Below are 21518 nucleotides of genomic sequence, written 5' to 3'. Positions count from 1 at the left end.
ATGATTGACACCCTATTCAACCGCTTGGATGCGAATATTCCTTTCGCAGTTCAATTTGCTGATGGAACGGTGAACCAATACGGGCACGAAGAGCCTCGTCTGTACCTGAAACTTAACGAAGGGTTTTCCCTGACGAGATTGTTGAAAGAACCGAGCATCGCTTTTGGTGAAGCCTATATGGACGGGGATATCGAAATCGACGGTGACATTGAAGATATTATTTCGCTTGCTCTTCATAATAAACAAGAGCTATGGAACGTAAACGTACCTAAATTACCGAATCTATCAATCAGAAAAGCCAAACAAAACATCGAACATCACTATGACATCGGTAACGAGTTTTATGCCCTCTGGCTCGATGAAACAATGAGTTACTCTTGTGCATACTTCAAAGAACCATACGATAGTCTTAACCAAGCCCAACTGAATAAAATCGACCATGTGTTGAATAAGCTCCAACTGAAAGAAGGCGAAACGCTTCTCGACATCGGTAGCGGTTGGGGAGAACTGATTATCCGGGCCGCCCGTGCTTACGGAGTCAGATCGCATGGAGTCACTCTCAGTGAAGAACAGTACGCCAAAACTAAAGCTCGCATTGAAGAATTAGGGCTAGAAGATCAAGTGACTGTGGAACTGATGGATTATCGGGAGTTAGTCCATAGCGGATTAACGTTCGATAAAATTTCGAGCGTCGGCATGTTCGAGCACGTCGGCCAAAAAGACTATCCGACCTTCATGAAAACCGTGAACACTTTATTAAAAGATAAAGGGATGGCACTACTTCACACAATCACTCACCAAACAGAAGAAGCCGGTGACCCGTGGATTCAAAAATATATTTTCCCCGGCGGCTATATTCCTTCATTGCGAGAAATCGTCACTTTGCTCCCTGAGTACAATTTCCATGTCGTCGATATCGAAAGTCTGCGTCTCCACTATGCGCAAACACTCGATCATTGGTCGTCTCGATTTGAAGCTACGATAGACAGAAGTGAAGAGATGTACGGCGAACGCTTCATCCGAATGTGGCGCTTATATCTCCAATCTAGTGCGGCCTTTTTCCGAAACGGCGGATTGGATCTTCACCAAACGCTATTTACTAAGCATGTAAACAACGACTTGAACATGACTAGAGCACACTTATACGAATAACGGTTCGGCAAATTAAGCTCCATACAAAGAAAAGCTAAGCGGAATCAACATTCCACTTAGCTTTTCTTGCCGTTTGGACACATTCAGCAAAACAAGCGATCATATGTCCCTGCCTGAATATGTACTATCGTCGCTCCTATATAGTTGACGATAATCTGTGTCGGTTGAAACCGTTCTTCGATTTTTGATTGGATAAAAAAGCACCGTCTCTTTTTAGAGACGATGCTTTGTCGATTATTGGATGTTCAACACCGTCTCGGTGCCTTCGATCATCTTGATCTCGGTCCACTTGACGACGTTTTTGCCGAGCGGGTCGTTCGCGACCATGAAGTCGGCGAGCGCTTGCACTTTCACTGGATCGACCGGTTGTTTGACGTTGTTCAAACGGAAGCGGGCAACTTTGTTAAACGTGTCCAAAAAGGCGATCTCTAGTTTTGTCTCAGTCATGGTTCATTTCCTCCTTAGAATGTGAGTGGATTAGGCTAAGTCGTATTCGCGGACGACCGACACGGTGAAATCTTCATGTTCGAGAAGATCGAGCATGAGCTGACCGTATGAATCGGCTTGATCTGCCGTGAGCGCTGAACGAATCGGACCGAACCGTTGCGTCTTCTTCGTCGGTTTCAAACTTTCGAGGTCATGATGCGTCGTCAGGACGAGCGTGGCTTTCTTTTCTGTCAGCTGTGCCATAGGGGATGGCTCCTTTCGGGGAGTGGTTACAATTCAGACGGATAGGTGGAGTCCAGACGTTCGAGCAGCTGAATCATCCGCTCAAGACGTGTCTCGATCCGGTGGAGCAGATAGAGCGAGACGACGATCGGGAATCCGAGGTTTGAGATGAGTTCGGGCCAGCTCATGTGACCACCTGCTCATCGTGCCGATTGTGAGCGGCGGGACGAGGGGGTATTAGCATAAGTGGGAGCCTCCAATTTAGACGGTCACGTGGAATTCACGCGACACGACGTACGTAGCGGATTCGACCGCGAGTAACGGGATCAACAAGTCGCCAAACTGTTTGATCTCCTCGGTCTCCATCCGCGCACCGAGCGGACCGAAGCGGACGAGCTGACGTTTTTCCTTGCCGTCAACGAGCCGTTTCGTGTCGAGATAAAAAACGCTTGCGTATTCTCGATACACTGCCATATGTCTCACCTCCTTCGCCCTTATTAACCGACACTAAAACCGTTTTGCTCAAAAACCGCAAATTTTCTAACCGTGACTTTTGAACCACATCATCAAGCAGTCGTTATATCTGCCTCAAATCATTCCTATGACTTGCATCGCCATACCATTTAGGGTATTTTTATAGACGTTGTGTAAATTTCACAACCGCATCGAAAGTCCCATAAATTCATTTCCACGCTTTCAAAAAATGAACAGTTAATTTTTTGAAAATAGGGTACTATACGAGGGAGGGTACTACCACCCGGCAGACTTGAAGAAGGAGCTAACACTAGATGAACAACTTAGACATCACACTCGCCACGCCAATTCCTTCCGCTCAATTTGAAGTTGACACGATCGATTTAACGTTCTTTGCGACCGAATGGGATGCATATCGTCCCGAACTAGGTAAACCATTTCAATATAACGGACGCCATTTAATTGTCTATCCGCTTAAAGAATTGAGTCGCGCCTTCACTGTCGCCGGCATCCCACGCAGCCAGCAACAGTTGATCAAATGGGAGACGGACGGCGTCTTACCGCCGACCCCGTTCACGATGGGACGCAAACGTTTTTATACGGAAAATCAGATTCGGACAATCATCGATATTGCTTTGGAATGTGGATTACGACCACGTACGCACGTCAGAAAGACTAACTTTTCAGATCAAGTACATGTAGAATTGACGTACATACTCCAATACGAATTAGCCGAGCGAGAAAGTTCACTCGCATGAGCACCCAAAAAGCCTTTCCCGACGACACGTTGATCGTCGGGAAAGGCTTTTTGAGTTGAACTCGATTTGAGTCTATTTTTATAACCGTTCCCGGGACATCATCAAGGCACACGGGGGCACGGTCACCGTGACGAGTGACCTCGGTGTCGGGACGACGATTCAGATTGACCTGCCACAATGAAAACAAGGATTCGCTCAACGGAGCGAATCCTTGTTTTCATTGTTATAAGCTTCAATCCACGCCTCGAGCTCATCAATCGGGAGCGGACGCGAGAAGTAATACCCTTGCATCTCGTCACAGCCAAGCAAACGGAGTGCGTCGTGCTGCTCGGTCGTCTCGATGCCTTCGCAGACGGTCTTTAAACCGAGGCCGCGGGCGAGCTCGATGATCGATTGGACGATGACGTTTCCGGTCGGGTCGTTCTCCGTCGCTTGGATGAACTGACGGTCGATTTTGATCTCATGGATCGGATAATGCTTTAAATAGACGAACGCCGAGAAACCGGTCCCGAAGTCATCGATCGAGATCGAGAAACCTTGCGTGCGGAAGGCGATGAACCGTTCGATGACGTGCTGCTGATTCTCCATTCCGACGCTCTCCGTGATTTCAAACGTCAAATAGTTCGGGCAGACACCCATGCTTTCGACGACACGGGCGAACTTCTCAACAACGCCTTCTGATAGGAAGTGACGGGCCGACAAATTGAGCGCCAAGTGATATGTCCGGCCAGAGGCGTGCCACGCGTTCAATTGGCGGCATGCCTCCTCGAGCGCCCACTCTTCGAGGGCGATGATGACACCGGTCGACTCGGCGAGCGGGATAAAGTCGAGCGGCGGGATCAGCCCTTTTTCCGGATGGATCCAACGCATGAGCCCTTCAAAACCGTTAAGCCGTCCGGTCGACCCGTCAATTTTCGGCTGATAGTAGAGCGCAAACTCGTTCAACGCGAGCCCTTTGCGCAAATTCATCTCGAGCGTCAATCGGGCCGTCGCCTTCTCTCCCATCTTCTCTTCATAGAAGATGATGCCACCGCGTTGGACATGATGATGACTAGCGGCGATCCGTGTCGTGTGAATCATCTCGAGCGTCGAGCGCGCCTTATCCTCAATCGAGATAAAGGCACTCATCGTCAAGACGACATCCAGTTCATCGACGGTAAACGGCTCGTTCGTCACCGTCTCACAAAGCATGTCGGCAATCCCGTACGCTTTGATCCGGTCGCCGTACGGTGTCCATATGACGAACCCGGATTGAGAACTTCGGGCGATCATCGCCGGATCGACGACGAGACGGAGCCGATCTGCGATTTCCTGGATTAATTGATTGGCCTTCTCGCTGCCGAACGCGTCCTCGACAGAGCGGAACTCATCGATTCTCACGTAAATGAGTGACCCGAGGTGATGATTGAGTTCGTCCCGCATCCGGTCGACTCGTTCGATGAACGCGTTCTTATTCATCAGTCCTGTCAATTCATCCGTATAGGCGAGCCGGGCGATGTGTTGTTCGACCGACTGACGTTCGAGCCGACTATATAAAATAGCGACAAAATCGGCGAGTGTACTCACGATCAGCTCTTCGACATACGTCCACTTCCGAAGCTCGTATGTCTCGCAGCAGATGACACCGCGGGCTTGTCCGTCCGCAAAGATTGGTGCGTCAAGCATCGAGTAAACCCGTTGTCCTTCGACGAAGTATTGTTGATATAAATTTTTCACCCATTCGTGCGTCCGGACATTCTCAAACAGGAGGACACGGTTCGTGCAGAGCGCATCAAAATAGACCGGCGCATCCTGACGATAGACCGTTAATGCCGGCTTGCTGATGCCTTTATCTTTTGAATATGCGACTTGACAACTGATCGAGTGTTGCGTCTCATCGAAGTGCCAGATCGATACGGTGTCGACTTCGAGCATATCCGCGACGACTTCGCACATATAGCTGATCGCCTGCTCGACTGTCGCGTCGGACACGTCCGGCATCCGTACGAGCTCGAACAGTTTCTCTTGATGTTTACGGTATGTTTGTGTTGAAAAGTTCCCCTCGATCATAGTCCCCTACCCTCGTTCAAACAGTTTTGCCTTAATGATAGCATGAAGCACAAATACGAGACCTTCCAAAATTCAACATAAAGTCAATTTCTAATTTCCCTCTTTTTAGGAGACATCTATCTGACAGACCTATCAAAAAATATTGACCTGCTTTTCAAGGAATCTCGCTCGAATGAGTCCTTTCCACCATTGCTTCCCGGTTTCTCGGCACCGTACAATAAATGTGTATCGTTACCCGTCATGAATGACTCTATTATATTAAAGGAAGTGACTCCATGAATCACAAGTCCGGCCTCATGTACTCATTCGCCGCAATCGCCGCCGTAAGCGTCCTCGCCCAGGCCGACGAAGCGTCCGCCGCTAGCACCCATATCGTCCGAGCCGGTGACACGCTTTGGTCGATCAGCCAACAGCATCAAATCCCGCTCGCGACACTCAAGTCGATGAACAACTTGACGACCGACCGAATCGCCATCGGACAAACACTTAACTTGGCCGGATCACCGACCGTACTCACGACAACGAGTACGGCGGTAAGCAAAAATCGAGTCACGACCGCTGCATTGAACCTTCGCGCCGGTGCCGGTACGAGCCATAATGTCTTGCTCACCATCCCGAAAGGTCAAACGCTCAAACCGCTCAAGACGAGCGGTAAGTGGTCGCAAGTCACCTTTAACGGGAAGACCGGCTGGGTACATAACGACTATCTCGGTACAGCCAAGGCAGCAACGACTAAGCCGACGGCATCAACGAGCACCGTCAGCCCGACCGCCCAATCGACGTCACAGACGACCGTCAACTTGAACCTCCGGGCTTCGAAATCGACAAAGGCGAACGTACTCGTCACGATCCCGAAAGGAAAAACGGTCACGATCCTCAAAGTCGAAGGTTCGTGGTCGCACATCAAGTACGGTTCGACGACAGGCTTCGTCGCCACTACATACTTAAAGAAAGCCGCCGCGACGCCTTCACCGAGTCAACCTGCCACACCTTCACCGAGTCAGCCGGCGACACCGGCAGCGCCGAAAGAAGAGAGCGTCAATCAATCGTTCGTCACGACGGCGAACTTGAACGTGCGAAAAGGAGCAGGCATCGGTTTCGCGCTCGTCACGACGATCCCGAACGGCGCGACCGTGCAAGCAACGAAACAGAGCGGCACTTGGTACTACGTCACGTATAACGGAAAGAGCGGTTACGTCAGTGCCGGCTACTTGAAACAGACGACGACCGCACCGAGTGCACCGGTCGCACCGAACTTAGGTGACGCCGGGGCTGGGAACACTTCGGTCGATTACGTCGTCAACACCCCGTCCTTGAACGTCCGTGCTGCTGCGTCGACGAGTTCCGCCATCGTCGGTAGCGTCAAAGCCGGTCAGACGCTCCGCGTCGTCCAGACGGCAAACGGCTGGCACCAGATTTATATCGGCAACACGACGGGCTTCGTCGCAGCCTCGTTCGTCAAAGAAGTACCGAAAAGCTCAACGACAGCACCGACATGGGTCAGCGGGTCGTTCGACTCACATACGTTCTATACGGCAAGTCCGGCCGCAATCCGCGCCCAAGCAAACGATTCGAGTCAGGTCGTCGGGTCGACGCTCCGCGGCGGACTGTTGAACGTCGTCGGCGAGACGGCGACACACTACCGCGTCAACGAGAACGGGACACAAGGCTTCGTCGCCAAAGCGTTCGTCACCCAAGTCAACGGGCAGACCGCCCAAGCAACCCGGCTCGCGACGATCGCCGTCGCGAAGAAATACGTCGGGACGCCGTACATTTGGGCGTCATCTAGTCCGGTCAACGGCGGCTTTGACTGCTCAGGCATCATCTATTACGCGTTCAATCAAGCGGGTGTCTCGATCCCGCGGACGAACGTCGCCAACTATTGGGCCGGGTCTTACTTCGGGCCGCAGCTCGACAAATCGTTCGTGCCCCAGGCCGGTGACCTCGTCTTCTTCGAGAACACGTATACGGCCGGTCCGTCCCATATGGGCATCATGATCGACGCCGATACGTTCATCCACGCCGGGACGTTTGGTCTCGGCTACAATCAAATCAGCAAAGAGCCGTATTGGAAATCACGCCTCATCGGCTATAAGCGACCGTGACCTTTGACGCATTTGAAAACCCGACCTTTGTCGGGTTTTTTTTTAGTTAGCAGGATTTCACTTGAAAGACTCGAAATGCGATATAAGATAGGAAAGGTAGAAAGGGAGTGTAAGATGGGAAGCAACCGATTCGCCAAAATTCCGTACCGGATCTATACGATGGTACTTGCTGTCGCCTGCCTCGTCGGTGTGTTGTTATTCGGTCTCGGATTAAGCTATTACTGGAAAGAGAAACACGTCAGCGTCGATCAGTCCGTGACGAACTTGAACCATGCATCCGACCTTGCCGGCGTCGAGTCTTACCTCGTCCTCCACCAGGCCGCGAAACTGTACGAACTGAACTCGGGCCAGCCGACGGCGTTGTTGTCCTCGCCTTATCGCGAACGCGCGCTCCAGTATAACACCCAGCTGCTCGATGATTTCGAGACCGGGGTCCACGAACGCGAACGGGATGCCCTCCTCGCTTTTTCTGAACGACTAGAAGAGACGCTCGACGGCGAGTCGAGCGAATTCGACAACGTCCCGTTTGACGTCATCGAATCGATTGATCGGCGTTGGCTCTACCAAGGCTTAGAGCGGACCTCCCAAGCGAACACGGCCTACGAGTTGACCGATGCCGTCATGCGGATGCAGATGACGTTCATCCAAAACGTGACGAACTTGCTGGCGGAGACGCCGGACCGAGAAAAATTAGAAGCCGAACTCGCCTCCATCGCCACTGAAGCGCGTTTACTTGAAGAGATTATCGCGACGAATCCTGCTCTCCAAACGAAGTCGACCGCTGATTTAACGGAGAGCGCCCTAGCGTTGGGACGACTGACTTCGGCGGGCTCGACGATCGAGGCGCGTTACGTCAACGGGACCAAGTTTTACGAAGACTCGCATGAAGCGCTCCAAACCATCCGCTCGTCGACCGAGTCATTTCTCCTAGAGGAACGAAACCGATATGGGACGCTCGCCGTCCTCGTCTTGCTCGCGACGCTCGTGCTTTCGACCGGGCTCTTGGCCGCGCTTTGCTGTACACGCAAAATGTATGCCCATGATTTAAGTCATTTGAAGGCCCGTGCGCTCGCCATCGACCCGAGCACCGAACCGGTCGAGGCGTCATTCCCGGCCAGTCATGACTTCCGCGGTATCGAGGACGAGCTCCGCGAGATCGCGGTGAGCGTCCATTCGACCGTCAACACGCTCGAGACGAAATCGAACGACCTGCTTCGCTATCACGAGCGTTGGTCGTCCCTGTTCTCAGAGACCGGTCTCGCCATCGCGTTGATTGATGACGCCTATAACTTTATCGAACGGAACGATGTGTTCGGCCAATTCTTCGGCGAACGGAACTTGTACGAGATCAATCAGCTGTTCACCAACACAGGCCGTCGCCTGTTTCAGGAAGCACTTGAAGGTGTGACCGAGCACGGGACGAGCGCCCAGTTCATTTTGCATTTAAAAGGAGAACATGCCCGTTTCTTGAACGCGAAAATCATCCCGCTCAAGCGCGGAGAGACACTCACGTACTATTTGATCCTCGAAGATGAGACCGAGCGCGTCGAGCGTGAACGGAAAGTCGATCGCCTCGTCCGATTCGACCTCGCCACCGAACTGTATAACGAGTACGGTTTTATGCGAGCGTGGGAAAAACAAGATATCGACGGAACGTTCCTCTTAATCAAGTTGAACGATTTCCACCATCTCGTCGATTGGTACGATACGATTTATGCTGACCTGCTCATGACCGAGTTTGCCCGTCACGTCGAGGACCGGCTCGAGAAGTATGCGCATCACTTGTTCGGCCGCTATCGGGACGACACGCTCATGCTGTACGTCAGAGGGTTCAACACGCTCGACGAACATGAACTGATGGAGCTGTTCCCGACTGAACTGTTGATCAATCAAAAACGACAGACCGTCCACGTTCAAATCGGGGCGGCACACACGACGCCGAACTATACGGATTGTTTGTTCGAGGCGACGCGAGCACTCCAACACGCCAAAGAGACGCGGACGCCGTTCGTCTGGTATGACGCGAGCATCCTCGCCCAGCTGCAGTGGGCCGCCTTGATCGAACAGGCGCTCCCCGAGGCGATCGAGCAAGGACACATCACCGTCGCCTATCAGCCGCAAGTCGAATTGACAACTGGACGCGTCGTCGGGGCCGAGGCGCTCGCCCGTTGGCAGCATCCGGATATCGGTCACGTCCCGCCGAACGAGTTCATCCGCATCGCCGAACGGTCAGACCAGATTTTATGGTTGTCACACTCGATCCTCGACCAAGTCATCAACCAGCTCGTCGCTTGGCGCGATACGTCATTCTCCGGCGTCTCGTTGTCGTACAACTTGTCTGCCCACTCGGTCGACCCGTCGATTGTCACGAAGCTGCGTGATTTGATCGAGACGTATCCGTGGCTGCCGGACCGCTTGAAAATCGAATTGACCGAGTCGGCCGACATCATGTCACATGCGAACGAGCTCGATCGGCTCGAGGACATCGCCGACCTCGGCTACTGCTTGTCGATCGATGACTTCGGCACCGGCTACGCCTCGTTCGAAGCGATTTGGCACTTACCGATTCAAGAAGTGAAGATTGACCGGATGTACGTCAGCGGGAAAGCGAAAGACAGCACATCCTTCCTCCGTGCCGTCTCACGCTTCGCGAGCGAGCAGGCGCTCACATCCCTCGCCGAAGGCATCGAGACGAAGGAAGACCTCGAACGGATGATTGCCGAAGGGGTCGAGCTCGGACAAGGCTACTACTACGCCCCGGCGCTCAAATCTGACGCGTTCGAGGCTTGGGTGAACGAAGAAAAAGGACGCCCTGAGTGAGCGTCCCGATCGGCTGACGTCTAGCGCGTCAGCCTTTTTTTCGTCTGATCACGTTCAGTACGAGCTTTAAGGCAATCAAGCCGAAGATGATCGGCAAGATGACCGGAAGCGTGCCACGCGGCAATAGACCGAACACGATGAACACCGTCATCCCGACCGCGAAAAACAGTTTGATGCCCCGGTCCGTCGTAAATTTGTCCCACTGCCAGACGAGCAAGAGCAGCGCGAGCGGCGGAAAAAAGAACGTCAGGAAAAAGAACGGCATGTTGCGCGCGTACCATGGACTCATCGAGTGATCACCTCCTCATATAATTGTTCCGTTGCTTCGTTCGTTTCAAGATTTAGATCAATGAGTCCGACGATGAAAAAGATGAAGCCGAGGACAAACATGAGCAGTGCTGCAAATACAAGAATCCACATGAACGACTCCCTCCTATCTCCTTCATTCTACGGGAAAACCGACCGAAATGTTTCATCGGATCATCAGACGTGCGTGAACGAAAGGCACATGCGTATACTAGCGATAGAATACGCAGAAGGAGGTAGTCTTATGTATCGCACCGCTAACGACTTCAAACAGGATTGGACAAAATCATCGACCGGCACGCTCGACGTGCTCCGCGCCATGACCGATGACACGCTCGGCCAAAAAATCGTCCCCGACCATAACTCGCTCGGTTGGATCGGTTGGCACGTCACGACCGCGCTCGGCTACTTCACGAACTTGCTCGGCTTCCGTCTCTCGGCTTTGAAGAGCCTGACCCAGCCCGATCAAGCGAACACGATCGCCGACCAGTACGAACGATACGCACAAGAAATTTCAAGCGCCGCTGACGGTTTCTCAGACGACTACTTGCTAGAAGAAGTCGATGTCCACGGGAAGATGACGCCGCGCGGTGCCGTCCTCCGCATGATGATCGACCATCAGACACATCATCGTGGTCAGATGACGGTACTTTTACGCCAGGCCGGACAACACGTCCCTGGTGTCATGGGCCCGACAAAAGAACAGACGAACCGCTAACCGCCGTCGCACTCAGCACCTAGGTCATAGACCGCAACCAAAAAGACGAGACCTGTTGAAAGGTCTCGTCTTTGCTCATTTCGATGACGGTGTGTTCGTCTTGCCCTGCATGCGGCCGACGCCTTCGTACTCGACGTCTTCTGGGTCGCGCGCATACTTCCATGCGTTGCGTGCGTCAATCAACCGTTTCGTCCGCATCCCGGCGAACGCTTCCGGTTTCAAGTTGACGAGTTCGTCCCATTCCGTGACAAGAATCGCCACGTCGGCTCCTTTGAGCGCCTCTTCTGGTGTCAACGCTTGACGGTACTCCCACTTCGCGAGCGGATCGTAGCCGACGACTTCGACTTCACGTAACCGTAAGTGATTGGCGAGTGTGATCGACGGTGCGTCACGCATATCGTCCGTCCCTGGTTTAAAGGCGAGACCGAGGAAAGCGACGCGCAGGTTCGGGCGGTGTTCGATCTTCGATGCGACATAGGCGATCTGTTCATCGTTCGCTTGAATCGCCGCACGGATGACCGGCAAGTCGAGTTCGTTCTCGGCCGCGACGTTCAAGAGCGCGTTCATATCTTTCGGGAAACACGAGCCGCCGTAACCGAGACCAGCGTTTAAGTAAGAACGTCCGATGCGCGGGTCAAGCCCCATCCCGTCGGCAATCGTCGCGATGTCGGCGCCAGCTTTATCCGCGAGGCGTGACAAGTCGTTCATGAAACTGATTTTTGTGGCGAGAAACGCATTCGAGGCGTATTTGATCAATTCGGCGTTGATCGGTGTCGTGCAAACAATCGGCACACCGAGACGGCCATAAATGCCGGCGAGTTCTTCGCTGATTTCAAGACTTCCGCTGCCGATGACGACGCGGTGCGGTTTAAGGACGTCGGCGAGCGCACGCCCTTCTTGTAAGAATTCTGGCATGACTGCGAACGTGTGGAATGGATACATGATGCTAAGTAAGTCGGTCGTTCCCGGTGGCACGGTGCTGCGGATGACGATTTTTTGCTTCGTGTTGATCTCAGACAAAGCGGCATCGACGAACGTCATGTCGCAGCTGCCATCTTCCTTGCTCGGCGTACCGACAGCCAAGAACAAGTAATCGACATCATTTGTGTCGGCGGTGTTATCCGTAAGTGTGATCGAGTCTGCATAGTCTTGGAGCACTTCTGCCATACCCGGCTCGTGAAACGGTGCGTGGCCGCTCATGAGGCGGCGCAGTCTCGGTTGGTCTTTCTCGACACCGATGACTTCATGTCCCGCTTTTGCAAGGCCACACAGGGTGGCTAATCCGACATACCCTAAGCCGATGATTCCAAATTTCACGCTAGTTCCTCCTTAAATAATCTATCTTCAACTGTAGCGAAAAGTCGTCTTAAAGGGAAGCCTCTAACACTCTCGCAATGTTGTCTGCTATAATTGGTCAAAATGATGCTAGAAAGGACTAACCGCATGGGCTTGCTCGCTTTCTTTTTGATCACGTTATTCATCTATTACTGGTTTCCGGTCCGGGGGGGACTGCGAACCTTGTTGCTCATCCTCGTCATGATCAGCGGATGGTTGTCCATCTTTGAAATTGTCGCGATTCTCGAAGCCCGTCCTTGGGTGGCCGCTCCGATTTTCCTCGTCCTCGGTCTTGTGATTTGGAAATGGCGGAAAAATCAACAGCTTGAAGACAAGAAGAGCGTTTGACGACAGTCGAACGCTTTTTTCTTTTTGCACTTATTCCACGAATCTGCCGAAACTCCTGCTTTTTCGATATGTATGACACGTGAACATTCGCTGTGATAAATGTGGTTCAATATCTAGCTGTCGATTCGATTTCTTGAAAGTATGCTCGCGTTGTCGCTTCGTTTTCGAGTCGAAACAGGAATAGTCAAAGAGAGTCTAGGAAAAGAGGGGTGTCTATGACGATCATGACGTTCATCACGGCCGCATGCGTGGCGAGCACGCTCAGCCTCGTGTTCATCTGGTTCGCCGAACATCCGGTCGAGCCGATCAAACTACAAGTCTTCGCGACCGTCTTATATTTACTGTTCGTCGGCTCGAGCGTCTACTACTACAACTTGGAACAAGACAAGCTGCACGTCAGCGCCGACTTAGCTGAGGTCGAGGCGAACTATGACGAATCCCTGCTCGCCCTCGAGGAACAACATGCCGACGCCCTCGCCTGGCAAGCGATTCAAATCGAGCGGGACGTGACCGAGAAACTCGAGGCACGCCTTGCCGTCCGCGAAGACACGATGAAAGACAACTTGTTTCAAAAAGTGTTCGATTTAGAAGAAGTCATTAAGACGCAACGGACCGAGATGTACGCGCTCGAAGACGAATTGCGGGAAGCGCACGCCTTGAACGAGCAACTCGAAAGTGAACTAGCCGCCCTCCAAGACGACGCAGTCGCCACGGCCGACGAGACGGATGCGTTCTTCGAGGTGTACGGCTCCTGCACCGATTTGAACGCAGTCTACCCGGACGGTGTCCCACTCGAGCACGACGCCTATTTGCTGTCGTTCGACACCGATCTTGACGGCATCGCCTGCGGACAGAGCGACACCCAGTAGAAATGAGGGTGTCGCTTGTTCATTCTTTCGGCATCTCGACTTGGTCCCCCGCCTCAATCTCGCCAGACATGACCCGCTCCATCTCCTCTAAGCTGAACGCATCGAGCAACTTGATCCCGTCCACGTACACGGTCGGCACGTATTCGACGCCGAGGTCACGCGTATAGAGCCGTGCGTTTTGAATCCCCGCGTCGACTTGCGGTGCGAGCAGAGCTTCCGCGTCCACACCGAACGTTTCCGCGAGCCGGTGGACGTACGCCTCCGTACCGAAGTCCGAGACCGTCTCGGCGTCGAGCCCGATGTGGCGTTGCAACGCATAGTACCGTTCCGGCATCACTTGTTCAGCGTTCGCATCGACACTAGCGAGCAGTTGCGACTGCTCATTCAGCAAGACGAGCGGCTGTCCTTTGAACGTCGCCTCTCCCGTCTCGATCCACCGCGACTCGATTTCCGGCAAGACGCTCTCCATCCATTTTTTGCACCATGGGCAACTGTAGTCAAAGACGAAGACGATCTCGTGATCTCCGGTCTCGCCGAGCGCGACCTTATCTTCGAGCGGGAGCTCGTACCTCGTATATGTAAACTGCTCTCCCCGGTCATCCGACTCGCTTGTCCCGCAAGCCGCCAACATCGTCACACCTAATAGAATCAATAGTAAACGTTTCATGCTCATCCTCCATATGTTCATTTATTCACATATGTCTGTTATACCACGCCTCCTATGAAAACTCGAGTGACGTTCTGTTGACACTCCCCGGGCCAAACAAAAAGAAGCGCTTCGATTCTAATCAGAACCTTCACGCTTCGCGCTCCATAATCACATCGTTCCCCGCTTGTCCCGTCCCGACGAAGCCATGCTTTCTGTAAAATGAAATGGCGTGCTCATTCGTCTTCTCGACGTGAAGCCGGATCAACTGCTTATGTTGCTGCGCCGCTTCATCGAACAGTCTGACCAACAAGTCATGCCCGCTCCCTTTCGGCGCCTCCGGCAAGACACATATATGGCTGATGAAGGCGACGTCCGTATCAAAGTAGGCTGCGAGGAGGCCGATCAACCGGTCGTCGTCCCACAGTTCGAACGATGTCGCCCGGTCATGCAGCTTACGCGCATATTCGTGCAAGTCGATCCTCTCCGACAGTGCCGTCGGGAACAACGCATCACACGCCTCGAGGTGGGCCTCGTAGTCGGCGACCGACCCGCGGCCGAGCGTGATCATACTTCCTCCAAGACGGCGACACCGAAGCCGTCGCGTCCGAAGGCGTTGCCGTTATACAGCAAATACTGCCGCCCGTTCATCTCGAACACGTGCGGGTAACATTCCATTGCTGAATCCCACCCCGAGTCGCTCCGCTCGAAACCGAGCGAGGCGTCGTCGCGCGTCCACTGCATGAGGTCGTCGGAATAAGCGTAACCGAGCCGGTAGCCGCGCGTCGGGTCGTCCCGGAAGCCGAACGTGTCACGGAAACAGAACACCATGTGATAGCGGCCACCCACCTCGAACACGGTCGGGAGTGCCTGGCTCTCGTCTGGAATCACATCATCGACGATGCGGCCGCACCGGTTGAACGTGCGCCCGTCCTCGGACGTCGCGAGCGCGATCTTGTACGTCCGTTCGGCGACGCCGTCCGGTCCCGTCTTCCACGTCGTACCGTAAATGTAGTACATATACTGCTTGTCTTTCGTGAAGACGAACGGGTCCCCGACGAGGAACGGCTCGTCAACACTCGCCGATAGCACCGGCCCATCACCAAGCCGCTCGAACGTATGCCCGTCGTCATGACTGACCGACAGGCCGATCCCCGTCTCGACCGACACTGACTCGCGTCGGCTCCAGCCGCTCGTATATCCGTACAGGCCCGTGTCCGTCCGCGTGACGTGGAACGGGAAGATGCCGTGCTCATCGAACGTGCCCAGTTTTCCGAGCGGGATGACCGGGTCGTGCGATACGGCGATCACTTCGAACGACGGTGTCATATCGACGTAACGGATATGGCTCTTGAACGTCCCGTCCGTATCCGGCTCCCGGGTCGAGAAGTAGATGCGGACGAAGTCGTCGAAGACGAGTGCTTGCGGTGATTGAGCGAACGCTGAATAGTCCCCGAAAAAGCCGTGCGGCTTGGGATCGAAAATATGCCCGAGTTTCCGCCACTTCATGTCGTTTCCTCCTTCCGCTCGGCGATGCCGAAACCGGCCCGTCCGACCTCGTTGCCGAGATAGAGCAGATAACGCTTCCCGCCGACGACGAACGTGTGTGGATAGGCGACCATCTCGTCGTCAAACCCGACGTCTGAGCGGGTGAAGCGCATGACGTCATCGTCGCGCGTCCAGTTCAACAAGTCCTGAGACGACGCATAGCCGAGCCGATACGTCCGTTCGGGATTCTTCCGGTAATCGGTCGCGTCGCGATAACAGAAGAACATATGGTACGACCCGTTCTCATAAAACACGTCTGGGCTCGCCTGTGCCTCGTCCGGGATGATGCTCTCGATCAAGTCGCGCTCTTGTTTCACCCAGTTCACGCCGTCGGCTGACGTGGCGAGACGGATCTTGTACACCGGTTCCGGTTTACCTTCGTGCATGAGCCACTCCCGGCCCGCGATGTAAAACAAGTACCACGTGTCTCCAAAGCGCCGGATTTTCGGCCCGCTCAAGACGAACGGTTCATCGAGCGTATACGACAAAACCGGTCCCGGTCCGATCCGCTCGAACGTCTTGCCACCGTCCCGACTCACTGCTTTGCCGATAGTGACGTTGAACGGGACCGACGTACAACGTGTCCAGCCGCCGTAGTAGGCGTGTACCTCGTCCCCGACGTCGATTGCCGAGAACGGATAGATGCCGAACTCGTCGAACGTGCCCCGCTCCCCGAGCGAAAGCGCTGGCTGTTCACTCACGCGCAAAATCGAGAAGTCTCGTTTATCGACGTCGACGTAAGCGCTATAGCTGACGTAGCGGCCATCGATCGGTTTCGGCCGGCAACTGAAATAGATGCGCAAATACGTATCGCGCTCGAGCACGGACGGCGCCTGTGCGAATGCATCCATCCAATCGATGTCGGTATCTCGTTCCGGACTGAACAGCAAGCGCCGGTTCGTCCATTCGTACGTCGTGTTCGTCGTGTTCGTCGTCTTCGTCGTCTCAGCCATTCCCCGTCACCCTTTCGCGTACATCTTGTCGTAGTAGTGTGCATAATCCCCGGAAACGATGTGGTCGACCCAGTCAGGATGCGTGACGTACCAGTCGACCGTCTCCCGCAAGCCTTGGTCGAACGTGTAGGCCGGACGCCATCCGAGCTCGGTCGTGATCTTCGTGTTGTCGATCGCGTAGCGGCGGTCATGCCCGGGACGATCGGCGACGAATGTGATCTGGGAGTCATCTTTACCGAGCAGTTCTAAAATTAAGCGGACGATCGTCACGTTCGCTTGTTCATTGTTGCCGCCGATGTTATACACGTCGCCGTCGCGTCCGCGCTCAGCGACCGTCCAAATCGCCACGCAATGGTCTTTGACGTGGAGCCAGTCACGGATCTGTTGACCGTCACCGTACACCGGGAGCGTCTCCCCGCGCTCGGCGCGTTGGATCATGAGCGGGATCAGCTTCTCAGGGAATTGGTATGGCCCGTAATTGTTGCTGCAACGCGTAATATTGACCGGGAGGCCGTACGTCTCGTGATAGGCCCGGACGATGAAGTCGGAGCTCGCTTTCGAGGCCGAGTACGGACTGTTCGGGGCGAGCGGGGTCGTCTCGGTGAAGAGCCCGTCTGGCCCGAGCGTCCCGTACACCTCGTCGGTCGAGACGTGGACGAATTTGACGCCTTCCGAATAGTCACGTGAGTGTTTATCATCAGGACGTAAATTCCAGTACCGCTTCGCCGCGTCTAACAGCACTTGTGTCCCGAGCACGTTCGTCGTCAAGAACACGTCCGGTTCGACGATGCTCCGGTCGACGTGCGACTCGGCCGCGAAGTGGATGACGCGCGTCACGTCATACGTCGCAAACACGCGTTCGACCGTCTCGCGGTCCCGGATGTCACCTTTGACGAACACGTAACGCGGGTCGTCGATGTCTTGTAGCGTCTCGAGGTTACCGGCGTACGTGAGCGCGTCAAGGTTGACGATACGCCACTGCTCGTTTTCCAGAAGCATCTTTATGAAGTTTGATCCGATGAACCCGGCTCCGCCAGTTACGAGTAAAGTCTTCATGCTCGACACGCTCCTCTTCAAGAAGTGATAGGATATACTGCCCGTAATCCGTCATCTTTAACGTTTGGCCGATATCGCGGAGCTCGGTCGACGTGATGAACCCGCGGCGCCAGGCGATCTCCTCGAGACAGGCGATATAGTAACCTTGCCGCTCCTGCACCGTCTGGACGAACACCGACGCCTTGATCATCCCTTCCGGCGTCCCCGTATCGAGCCACGCCATCCCGCGTCGGAACAAGACGACGTTCAAATCACCGGCCTCGAGGTACATCTGGTTGATCGATGTGATCTCGAGCTCGCCGCGCGGGGACGGCTGGACTTGTTTGGCGTACTCGACGACACGGTTGTCATAGAAGTAGAGACCAGGCACGGCATAGTTCGACTTCGGCTGCGCCGGTTTCTCTTCGATCGAGATGACGCGGCGATTATCATCGAACTCGACGACACCGAACGCGCGTGGGTCCTTGACCGGATATCCGAACACGGTCGCCCCCGTCTCGCGTTGTTTCGCGTCACGTAAGAATTGCGTCAAATCCTGTCCATAAAAGACGTTATCACCGAGGATGAGGCAGACCGAGTCGTCGCCGATGAAGTCCGCACCGAGGATGAAGGCGTCGGCGAGACCGACTGGTTTGTCTTGCACTTTATACGTGATCGACAACCCGAGCTGATGTCCATCCCCGAACAACCGCTCATAGCCATTGATGTCTTTCGGTGTCGAGATGAGCAGAATGTCTTGGATCCCAGCGAGCATGAGCACCGACATCGGATAGTAGATGAGCGGCTTGTCGTAAATCGGGAGCAACTGTTTCGAGACGGCTTTCGTCATCGGATAGAGCCGTGTCCCATTACCGCCTGCTAAAATGATTCCTTTCATGTCCGGTTCCCTCCTTCAATAATCAAGTCGCAAATCCGGTCGACCATCTCGAGCGTCATGTCCGGATAGAGCGGCAGCGTCAAGATGCGGTCGGATACATATTTCGCGTTCGGCATGTGGGCGTCGAACGCGTAACAACTAAAATCGGTGACGAGCGGATAAAAGTACTTCCGGGCGAAGATGCCGTGCTCGGCGAGCCAAGCCATCATCTCGTCGCGGTGGCGCCGGTCACCTTTGAACAGCACCGGGTAGTAGGCGTAGTTCGAGACGGTGTCGTCGCCTCGGCGGTTCAAGCGAATCGTCGGGATTCCCCTGAGCCGTTCATCATAGCGTTCGACGATGGCGCGCCGTTTCATGACGTCGTGCTCGAACCGCGGCAAGTTACAGCGCCCCATCGCCGCCTGGAACTCGTTCATCTTGGCGTTGCCCCCGACCGATTCGACCGCTTCGGGTCCGGTGATGCCAAAGTTAACGGCCTGTTCGATGGCGGCGTGAAAACTCGCCTCATTGTAGGCGAGCGCACCGCCCTCGATCGTATGGAATACTTTCGTCGCATGGAAACTGAACATGCTCATGTCTCCATATGTGGCGATGCTCCGTCCTTGATACGTGACCCCGAACGCATGGGCCGCATCGTACAGCACTTTCAACCCGTGCCGTTTGGCGATGCGGTCAATCTCGTCGACGTGGCAAACGTTGCCGTACACGTGCACCGGAAGGATGGCCGACGTCTTGTCGGTGATGAGCGACTCGAGCTGCGAGACATCTAGCGTATAGTCGAGCGGATTGATGTCACAAAAGACCGGTGTCAGTCCTTTTCGGACGAGCGCATGCGTCGTCGAGGCGAACGTGAACGGTGTCGTGATGACCTCGCCCGAGAGGCCGAGGACGTCGATCGCCGTCTCGAGCGCCAAATGTCCGTTCGTCAGGAGCGAGACGTGCTCTGTACCGAGCACTTCCGTCAATTCTTCTTCGAGTGCGCGGACGTGTTCGCCGCGATTGCTGAGCCAGCGGCTGTCCCAGAGCGGCCGGATCATCTCGACGTACGCCTCGAACTCAGGCATCGCCGGACGTGTCACGGGGATCGGCGGCGACAGATCGTGTTTCGGTAAGTTCATCTAGTCCCTCTCCTTCTATTAAGTCAAGTTAGCGTGTAGGCGTTCAGCAGCTCGCGGACTTTCGGTTTCGAGTTGAACATGAGCACATCGATGATCGACAAGTTCGGTGTGAACGGTTCATTGAATTGCCGGTATGTGACCGGGTCCATCTTAATGAAGTCGAGCGCGACCCCGGCTTCGGCGAACATCGCTTTATCGTATAAGGCCGTGCCCCCGATCGCGTTGATGTAATGGTCCGCATCTAAATGTTCACAGATGGATAAAACGAGATGCTCACATTTCGCATTTTTGTTGTTCGTGAGCTCCGACGAATAGAGGATTGATGTGTCGAGTCCGACATAGTCACGCACCTCACTCAAGAGACGCCCTAAGTACGCGGCGACGTTCCGCTCCTCGTCTTTCATGATCCGCTCGACCATCGGCATGACGTCCGCAAAGTGTGGCGCGTGCTGATAGGCGTGACGGATGAGACGTAACTGGGAGTGCCGCTGCTTCGAATCAAGCACACGGTCATGCTCATTGATCAAACGCAATTGGGACATGTGCTCGACCGGCATTAAAATCGGCTTCGTTTTACCCTCGAGCAGGATCGTGTTGCGATGGATCCAGCCCCCTTTAATGAACTGGACATCGTCAAGGATGACGAACGTGTCGACCGCGGCCATGAGTTGGAAGTAGCCGAGGTATGGAAAATAGTAAGGTTGCATGATTGCCAGTTTCAAGTTTACGACCCCCTTATATCAGTTGCCGCGACCGAAGCCGAATCAACAGTTCGGTGACGATCGGATGCCGCACCATCAAGTAAGGACGAATCCGCTCTTTCCCGACGAAACGGTCAAGGTAGCGATCGTATCGTGGTGACTTTAAAGCGGCATAGTCTCGTCTCAGCCGGTGCAGCCCGACCTCGAACGAGATGCGAGAAAGTTCCATCTCCTGATGATACTGTCCGTTTGAATACGCATCGAACGTATCGATAAAGCGGATGAACGCCTCGTGACGCGCGATATCCCGCTCGAGGTTCCCTTCGTTCCAGATCGTCGTCGCCGATCCTGCGACGCCATATCGATAGACGCTCATCACCTCGGGCATATAGTAAGCGTAGCCATGACTCGCGACGTACAGTTTCATCGCCCCGTCTTTTGCCGGCGCATCGCTCAACCAGTCCGGCCCGTCCAGGATCAGCCCGTTTCGGTACAACATCGACATCGTCGGGATGAACCCGAGCAGTTGCAGCTCACCGGCGTTGTACGTCCGTGCTTCAAACGACGCATACTTCCGGTTCTCAGGCATCCATGGAATGACGCGCCAGTCCGTATGCAACGTGTCGTCCGTCTCGACGTAGGCGTCGTGGAAGCAAAGCGTGCAGTCGGGATTTGCTTCCATGTAGTCGACTTGCTTTTGCAGCTTGTGCGGGTCGATCCAGTAGTCGTCACCGTCACAGAGGGCGACGTATTTGCCGCGGGCCCGCTCTTCGTTCAACAAGTTGACGAACACGCCTTTTGAGTACTGGTTCTCCGTCTGATAAATGACCCGGATCTTGTCGGGATGAAGACGTTCGTAACTCCGGACGATATCGGCCGTCCGGTCCGTCGACGCATCCTCATGGATCAGGATCTCGAAGTCGAAATCCGTCTCCTGCATGAGGAATCCTTCGATCGTCTGACCGATATACGCCTCATGGTTATAGGTGATGCAGTTGATACTGACCATGATCATC

24 protein-coding genes are annotated in these 21518 nt (G+C 54.3%); 7 read left to right on the top strand and 17 right to left on the bottom strand.

Features of this window, described 5'->3' with window-relative positions; translation table 11 throughout:
- Window positions 1-1152: a class I SAM-dependent methyltransferase gene (locus EVJ32_RS02630; protein ID WP_131456652.1), complete on the top strand. Its 1152-nt coding sequence runs from the start codon at window positions 1-3 to the stop codon at window positions 1150-1152.
- A gap of 234 nt (window positions 1153-1386) precedes the next feature.
- Here EVJ32_RS02630 and EVJ32_RS02625 read toward each other — a convergent pair whose 3' ends face one another.
- The 4 genes from EVJ32_RS02625 to EVJ32_RS02610 all read right to left on the bottom strand — a co-directional run bounded on the left by EVJ32_RS02625 (window position 1387) and on the right by EVJ32_RS02610 (window position 2295).
- Window positions 1387-1599 (bottom strand): DUF2922 domain-containing protein, encoded by a 213-nt coding sequence (locus EVJ32_RS02625; RefSeq protein ID WP_070328480.1) that lies wholly within the window; start codon window positions 1597-1599, stop codon window positions 1387-1389.
- A 30-nt stretch (window positions 1600-1629) separates the two neighbouring features.
- Window positions 1630-1842 (bottom strand): hypothetical protein, encoded by a 213-nt coding sequence (locus EVJ32_RS02620; protein WP_131456409.1) that lies wholly within the window; start codon window positions 1840-1842, stop codon window positions 1630-1632.
- Between the two features lie 26 nt (window positions 1843-1868).
- Complete coding sequence (locus EVJ32_RS02615; protein WP_021066374.1) at window positions 1869-2009, bottom strand: YvrJ family protein; 141 nt, start codon at window positions 2007-2009, stop codon at window positions 1869-1871.
- Between the two features lie 73 nt (window positions 2010-2082).
- The gene (locus tag EVJ32_RS02610; RefSeq protein ID WP_131456407.1) at window positions 2083-2295 is read right to left on the bottom strand and encodes a hypothetical protein; all 213 of its coding nucleotides are present in this window, start codon (window positions 2293-2295) and stop codon (window positions 2083-2085) included.
- 314 nt (window positions 2296-2609) lie between these two features.
- Here EVJ32_RS02610 and EVJ32_RS02605 point away from each other — a divergent pair, with 314 nt between their 5' ends.
- Window positions 2610-3053: a MerR family transcriptional regulator gene (locus tag EVJ32_RS02605; RefSeq protein ID WP_131456405.1), complete on the top strand. Its 444-nt coding sequence runs from the start codon at window positions 2610-2612 to the stop codon at window positions 3051-3053.
- A gap of 195 nt (window positions 3054-3248) precedes the next feature.
- Here EVJ32_RS02605 and EVJ32_RS02600 read toward each other — a convergent pair whose 3' ends face one another.
- The gene (locus EVJ32_RS02600; protein ID WP_131456403.1) at window positions 3249-5102 is read right to left on the bottom strand and encodes a sensor domain-containing phosphodiesterase; all 1854 of its coding nucleotides are present in this window, start codon (window positions 5100-5102) and stop codon (window positions 3249-3251) included.
- Between the two features lie 275 nt (window positions 5103-5377).
- On the opposite strand from EVJ32_RS02600, the gene EVJ32_RS02595 reads away from it, so the two are divergent.
- Window positions 5378-7207 carry a C40 family peptidase gene (locus EVJ32_RS02595; protein WP_236639466.1) on the top strand — a complete coding sequence of 610 codons (1830 nt, stop codon included), beginning with the start codon at window positions 5378-5380 and terminating at the stop codon, window positions 7205-7207.
- A gap of 114 nt (window positions 7208-7321) precedes the next feature.
- Entirely contained in the window at window positions 7322-10027 is a 2706-nt protein-coding gene (locus tag EVJ32_RS02590; RefSeq protein ID WP_131456401.1) for an EAL domain-containing protein, read from the top strand.
- 28 nt (window positions 10028-10055) lie between these two features.
- On the opposite strand, the gene EVJ32_RS02585 is transcribed toward EVJ32_RS02590, so the two are convergent.
- Together EVJ32_RS02585 and EVJ32_RS16430 are read right to left on the bottom strand one after the other, a co-directional pair.
- Window positions 10056-10316: a hypothetical protein gene (locus EVJ32_RS02585; protein ID WP_070328468.1), complete on the bottom strand. Its 261-nt coding sequence runs from the start codon at window positions 10314-10316 to the stop codon at window positions 10056-10058.
- Window positions 10313-10447, bottom strand: a complete 135-nt coding sequence (locus EVJ32_RS16430; protein ID WP_255417724.1) for a hypothetical protein — start codon at window positions 10445-10447, stop codon at window positions 10313-10315. The genes EVJ32_RS02585 and EVJ32_RS16430 overlap by 4 nt, the downstream gene beginning before the upstream one ends.
- A 130-nt stretch (window positions 10448-10577) precedes the next feature.
- Between EVJ32_RS16430 and EVJ32_RS02580 the strand changes: the two genes are divergently transcribed.
- A complete protein-coding gene (locus EVJ32_RS02580; RefSeq protein ID WP_131456399.1) occupies window positions 10578-11051 on the top strand; it encodes a DinB family protein in 474 nt (157 codons plus the stop codon).
- Window positions 11052-11126: 75 nt separating this feature from the next.
- Here the strand turns inward: EVJ32_RS02580 and EVJ32_RS02575 are convergent, their stop codons facing one another.
- Window positions 11127-12368, bottom strand: coding sequence for a UDP-glucose dehydrogenase family protein (locus tag EVJ32_RS02575; protein ID WP_131456397.1), 1242 nt, complete (start codon window positions 12366-12368; stop codon window positions 11127-11129).
- A gap of 126 nt (window positions 12369-12494) precedes the next feature.
- Here EVJ32_RS02575 and EVJ32_RS02570 point away from each other — a divergent pair, with 126 nt between their 5' ends.
- On the top strand, window positions 12495-12734 hold the full coding sequence (locus tag EVJ32_RS02570) for a hypothetical protein (protein ID WP_070328462.1): 240 nt from the start codon (window positions 12495-12497) through the stop codon (window positions 12732-12734).
- Between the two features lie 215 nt (window positions 12735-12949).
- Window positions 12950-13603 (top strand): excalibur calcium-binding domain-containing protein, encoded by a 654-nt coding sequence (locus EVJ32_RS02565; protein ID WP_131456395.1) that lies wholly within the window; start codon window positions 12950-12952, stop codon window positions 13601-13603.
- 19 nt (window positions 13604-13622) lie between these two features.
- On the opposite strand, the gene EVJ32_RS02560 is transcribed toward EVJ32_RS02565, so the two are convergent.
- From EVJ32_RS02560 to EVJ32_RS02520, 9 genes are all read right to left on the bottom strand, one after another.
- The gene (locus tag EVJ32_RS02560) at window positions 13623-14270 is read right to left on the bottom strand and encodes a thioredoxin domain-containing protein (protein WP_161568764.1); all 648 of its coding nucleotides are present in this window, start codon (window positions 14268-14270) and stop codon (window positions 13623-13625) included.
- A 130-nt stretch (window positions 14271-14400) separates the two neighbouring features.
- Window positions 14401-14820 carry a GNAT family N-acetyltransferase gene (locus EVJ32_RS02555; RefSeq protein WP_131456391.1) on the bottom strand — a complete coding sequence of 140 codons (420 nt, stop codon included), beginning with the start codon at window positions 14818-14820 and terminating at the stop codon, window positions 14401-14403.
- Entirely contained in the window at window positions 14817-15758 is a 942-nt protein-coding gene (locus EVJ32_RS02550; protein WP_131456389.1) for a glycoside hydrolase family protein, read from the bottom strand. Before EVJ32_RS02550 ends, EVJ32_RS02555 begins: the two co-directional genes overlap by 4 nt.
- Entirely contained in the window at window positions 15755-16750 is a 996-nt protein-coding gene (locus EVJ32_RS02545) for a glycoside hydrolase family protein (RefSeq protein WP_131456387.1), read from the bottom strand. The genes EVJ32_RS02550 and EVJ32_RS02545 overlap by 4 nt, the downstream gene beginning before the upstream one ends.
- Before the next feature lie 6 nt (window positions 16751-16756).
- Window positions 16757-17806 carry a dTDP-glucose 4,6-dehydratase gene (gene rfbB, locus EVJ32_RS02540; RefSeq protein WP_131456385.1) on the bottom strand — a complete coding sequence of 350 codons (1050 nt, stop codon included), beginning with the start codon at window positions 17804-17806 and terminating at the stop codon, window positions 16757-16759.
- On the bottom strand, window positions 17709-18683 hold the full coding sequence (gene rfbA, locus EVJ32_RS02535) for a glucose-1-phosphate thymidylyltransferase RfbA (RefSeq protein WP_070328455.1): 975 nt from the start codon (window positions 18681-18683) through the stop codon (window positions 17709-17711). Before rfbA ends, rfbB begins: the two co-directional genes overlap by 98 nt.
- Window positions 18680-19801: a DegT/DnrJ/EryC1/StrS family aminotransferase gene (locus EVJ32_RS02530; RefSeq protein WP_131456383.1), complete on the bottom strand. Its 1122-nt coding sequence runs from the start codon at window positions 19799-19801 to the stop codon at window positions 18680-18682. Before EVJ32_RS02530 ends, rfbA begins: the two co-directional genes overlap by 4 nt.
- Window positions 19802-19824: 23 nt before the next feature.
- Entirely contained in the window at window positions 19825-20523 is a 699-nt protein-coding gene (locus EVJ32_RS02525) for a WbqC family protein (RefSeq protein ID WP_236636056.1), read from the bottom strand.
- Between the two features lie 13 nt (window positions 20524-20536).
- Complete coding sequence (locus EVJ32_RS02520; protein ID WP_131456381.1) at window positions 20537-21517, bottom strand: glycosyltransferase family 2 protein; 981 nt, start codon at window positions 21515-21517, stop codon at window positions 20537-20539.
- Window position 21518: the final 1 nt, after the last annotated feature.

Source organism: Exiguobacterium sp. SH5S4, from assembly GCF_004337045.1.
Lineage (GTDB): Bacteria > Bacillota > Bacilli > Exiguobacteriales > Exiguobacteriaceae > Exiguobacterium > Exiguobacterium aurantiacum_A.
This window is presented reverse-complemented; position numbering and strand designations above follow the sequence as displayed.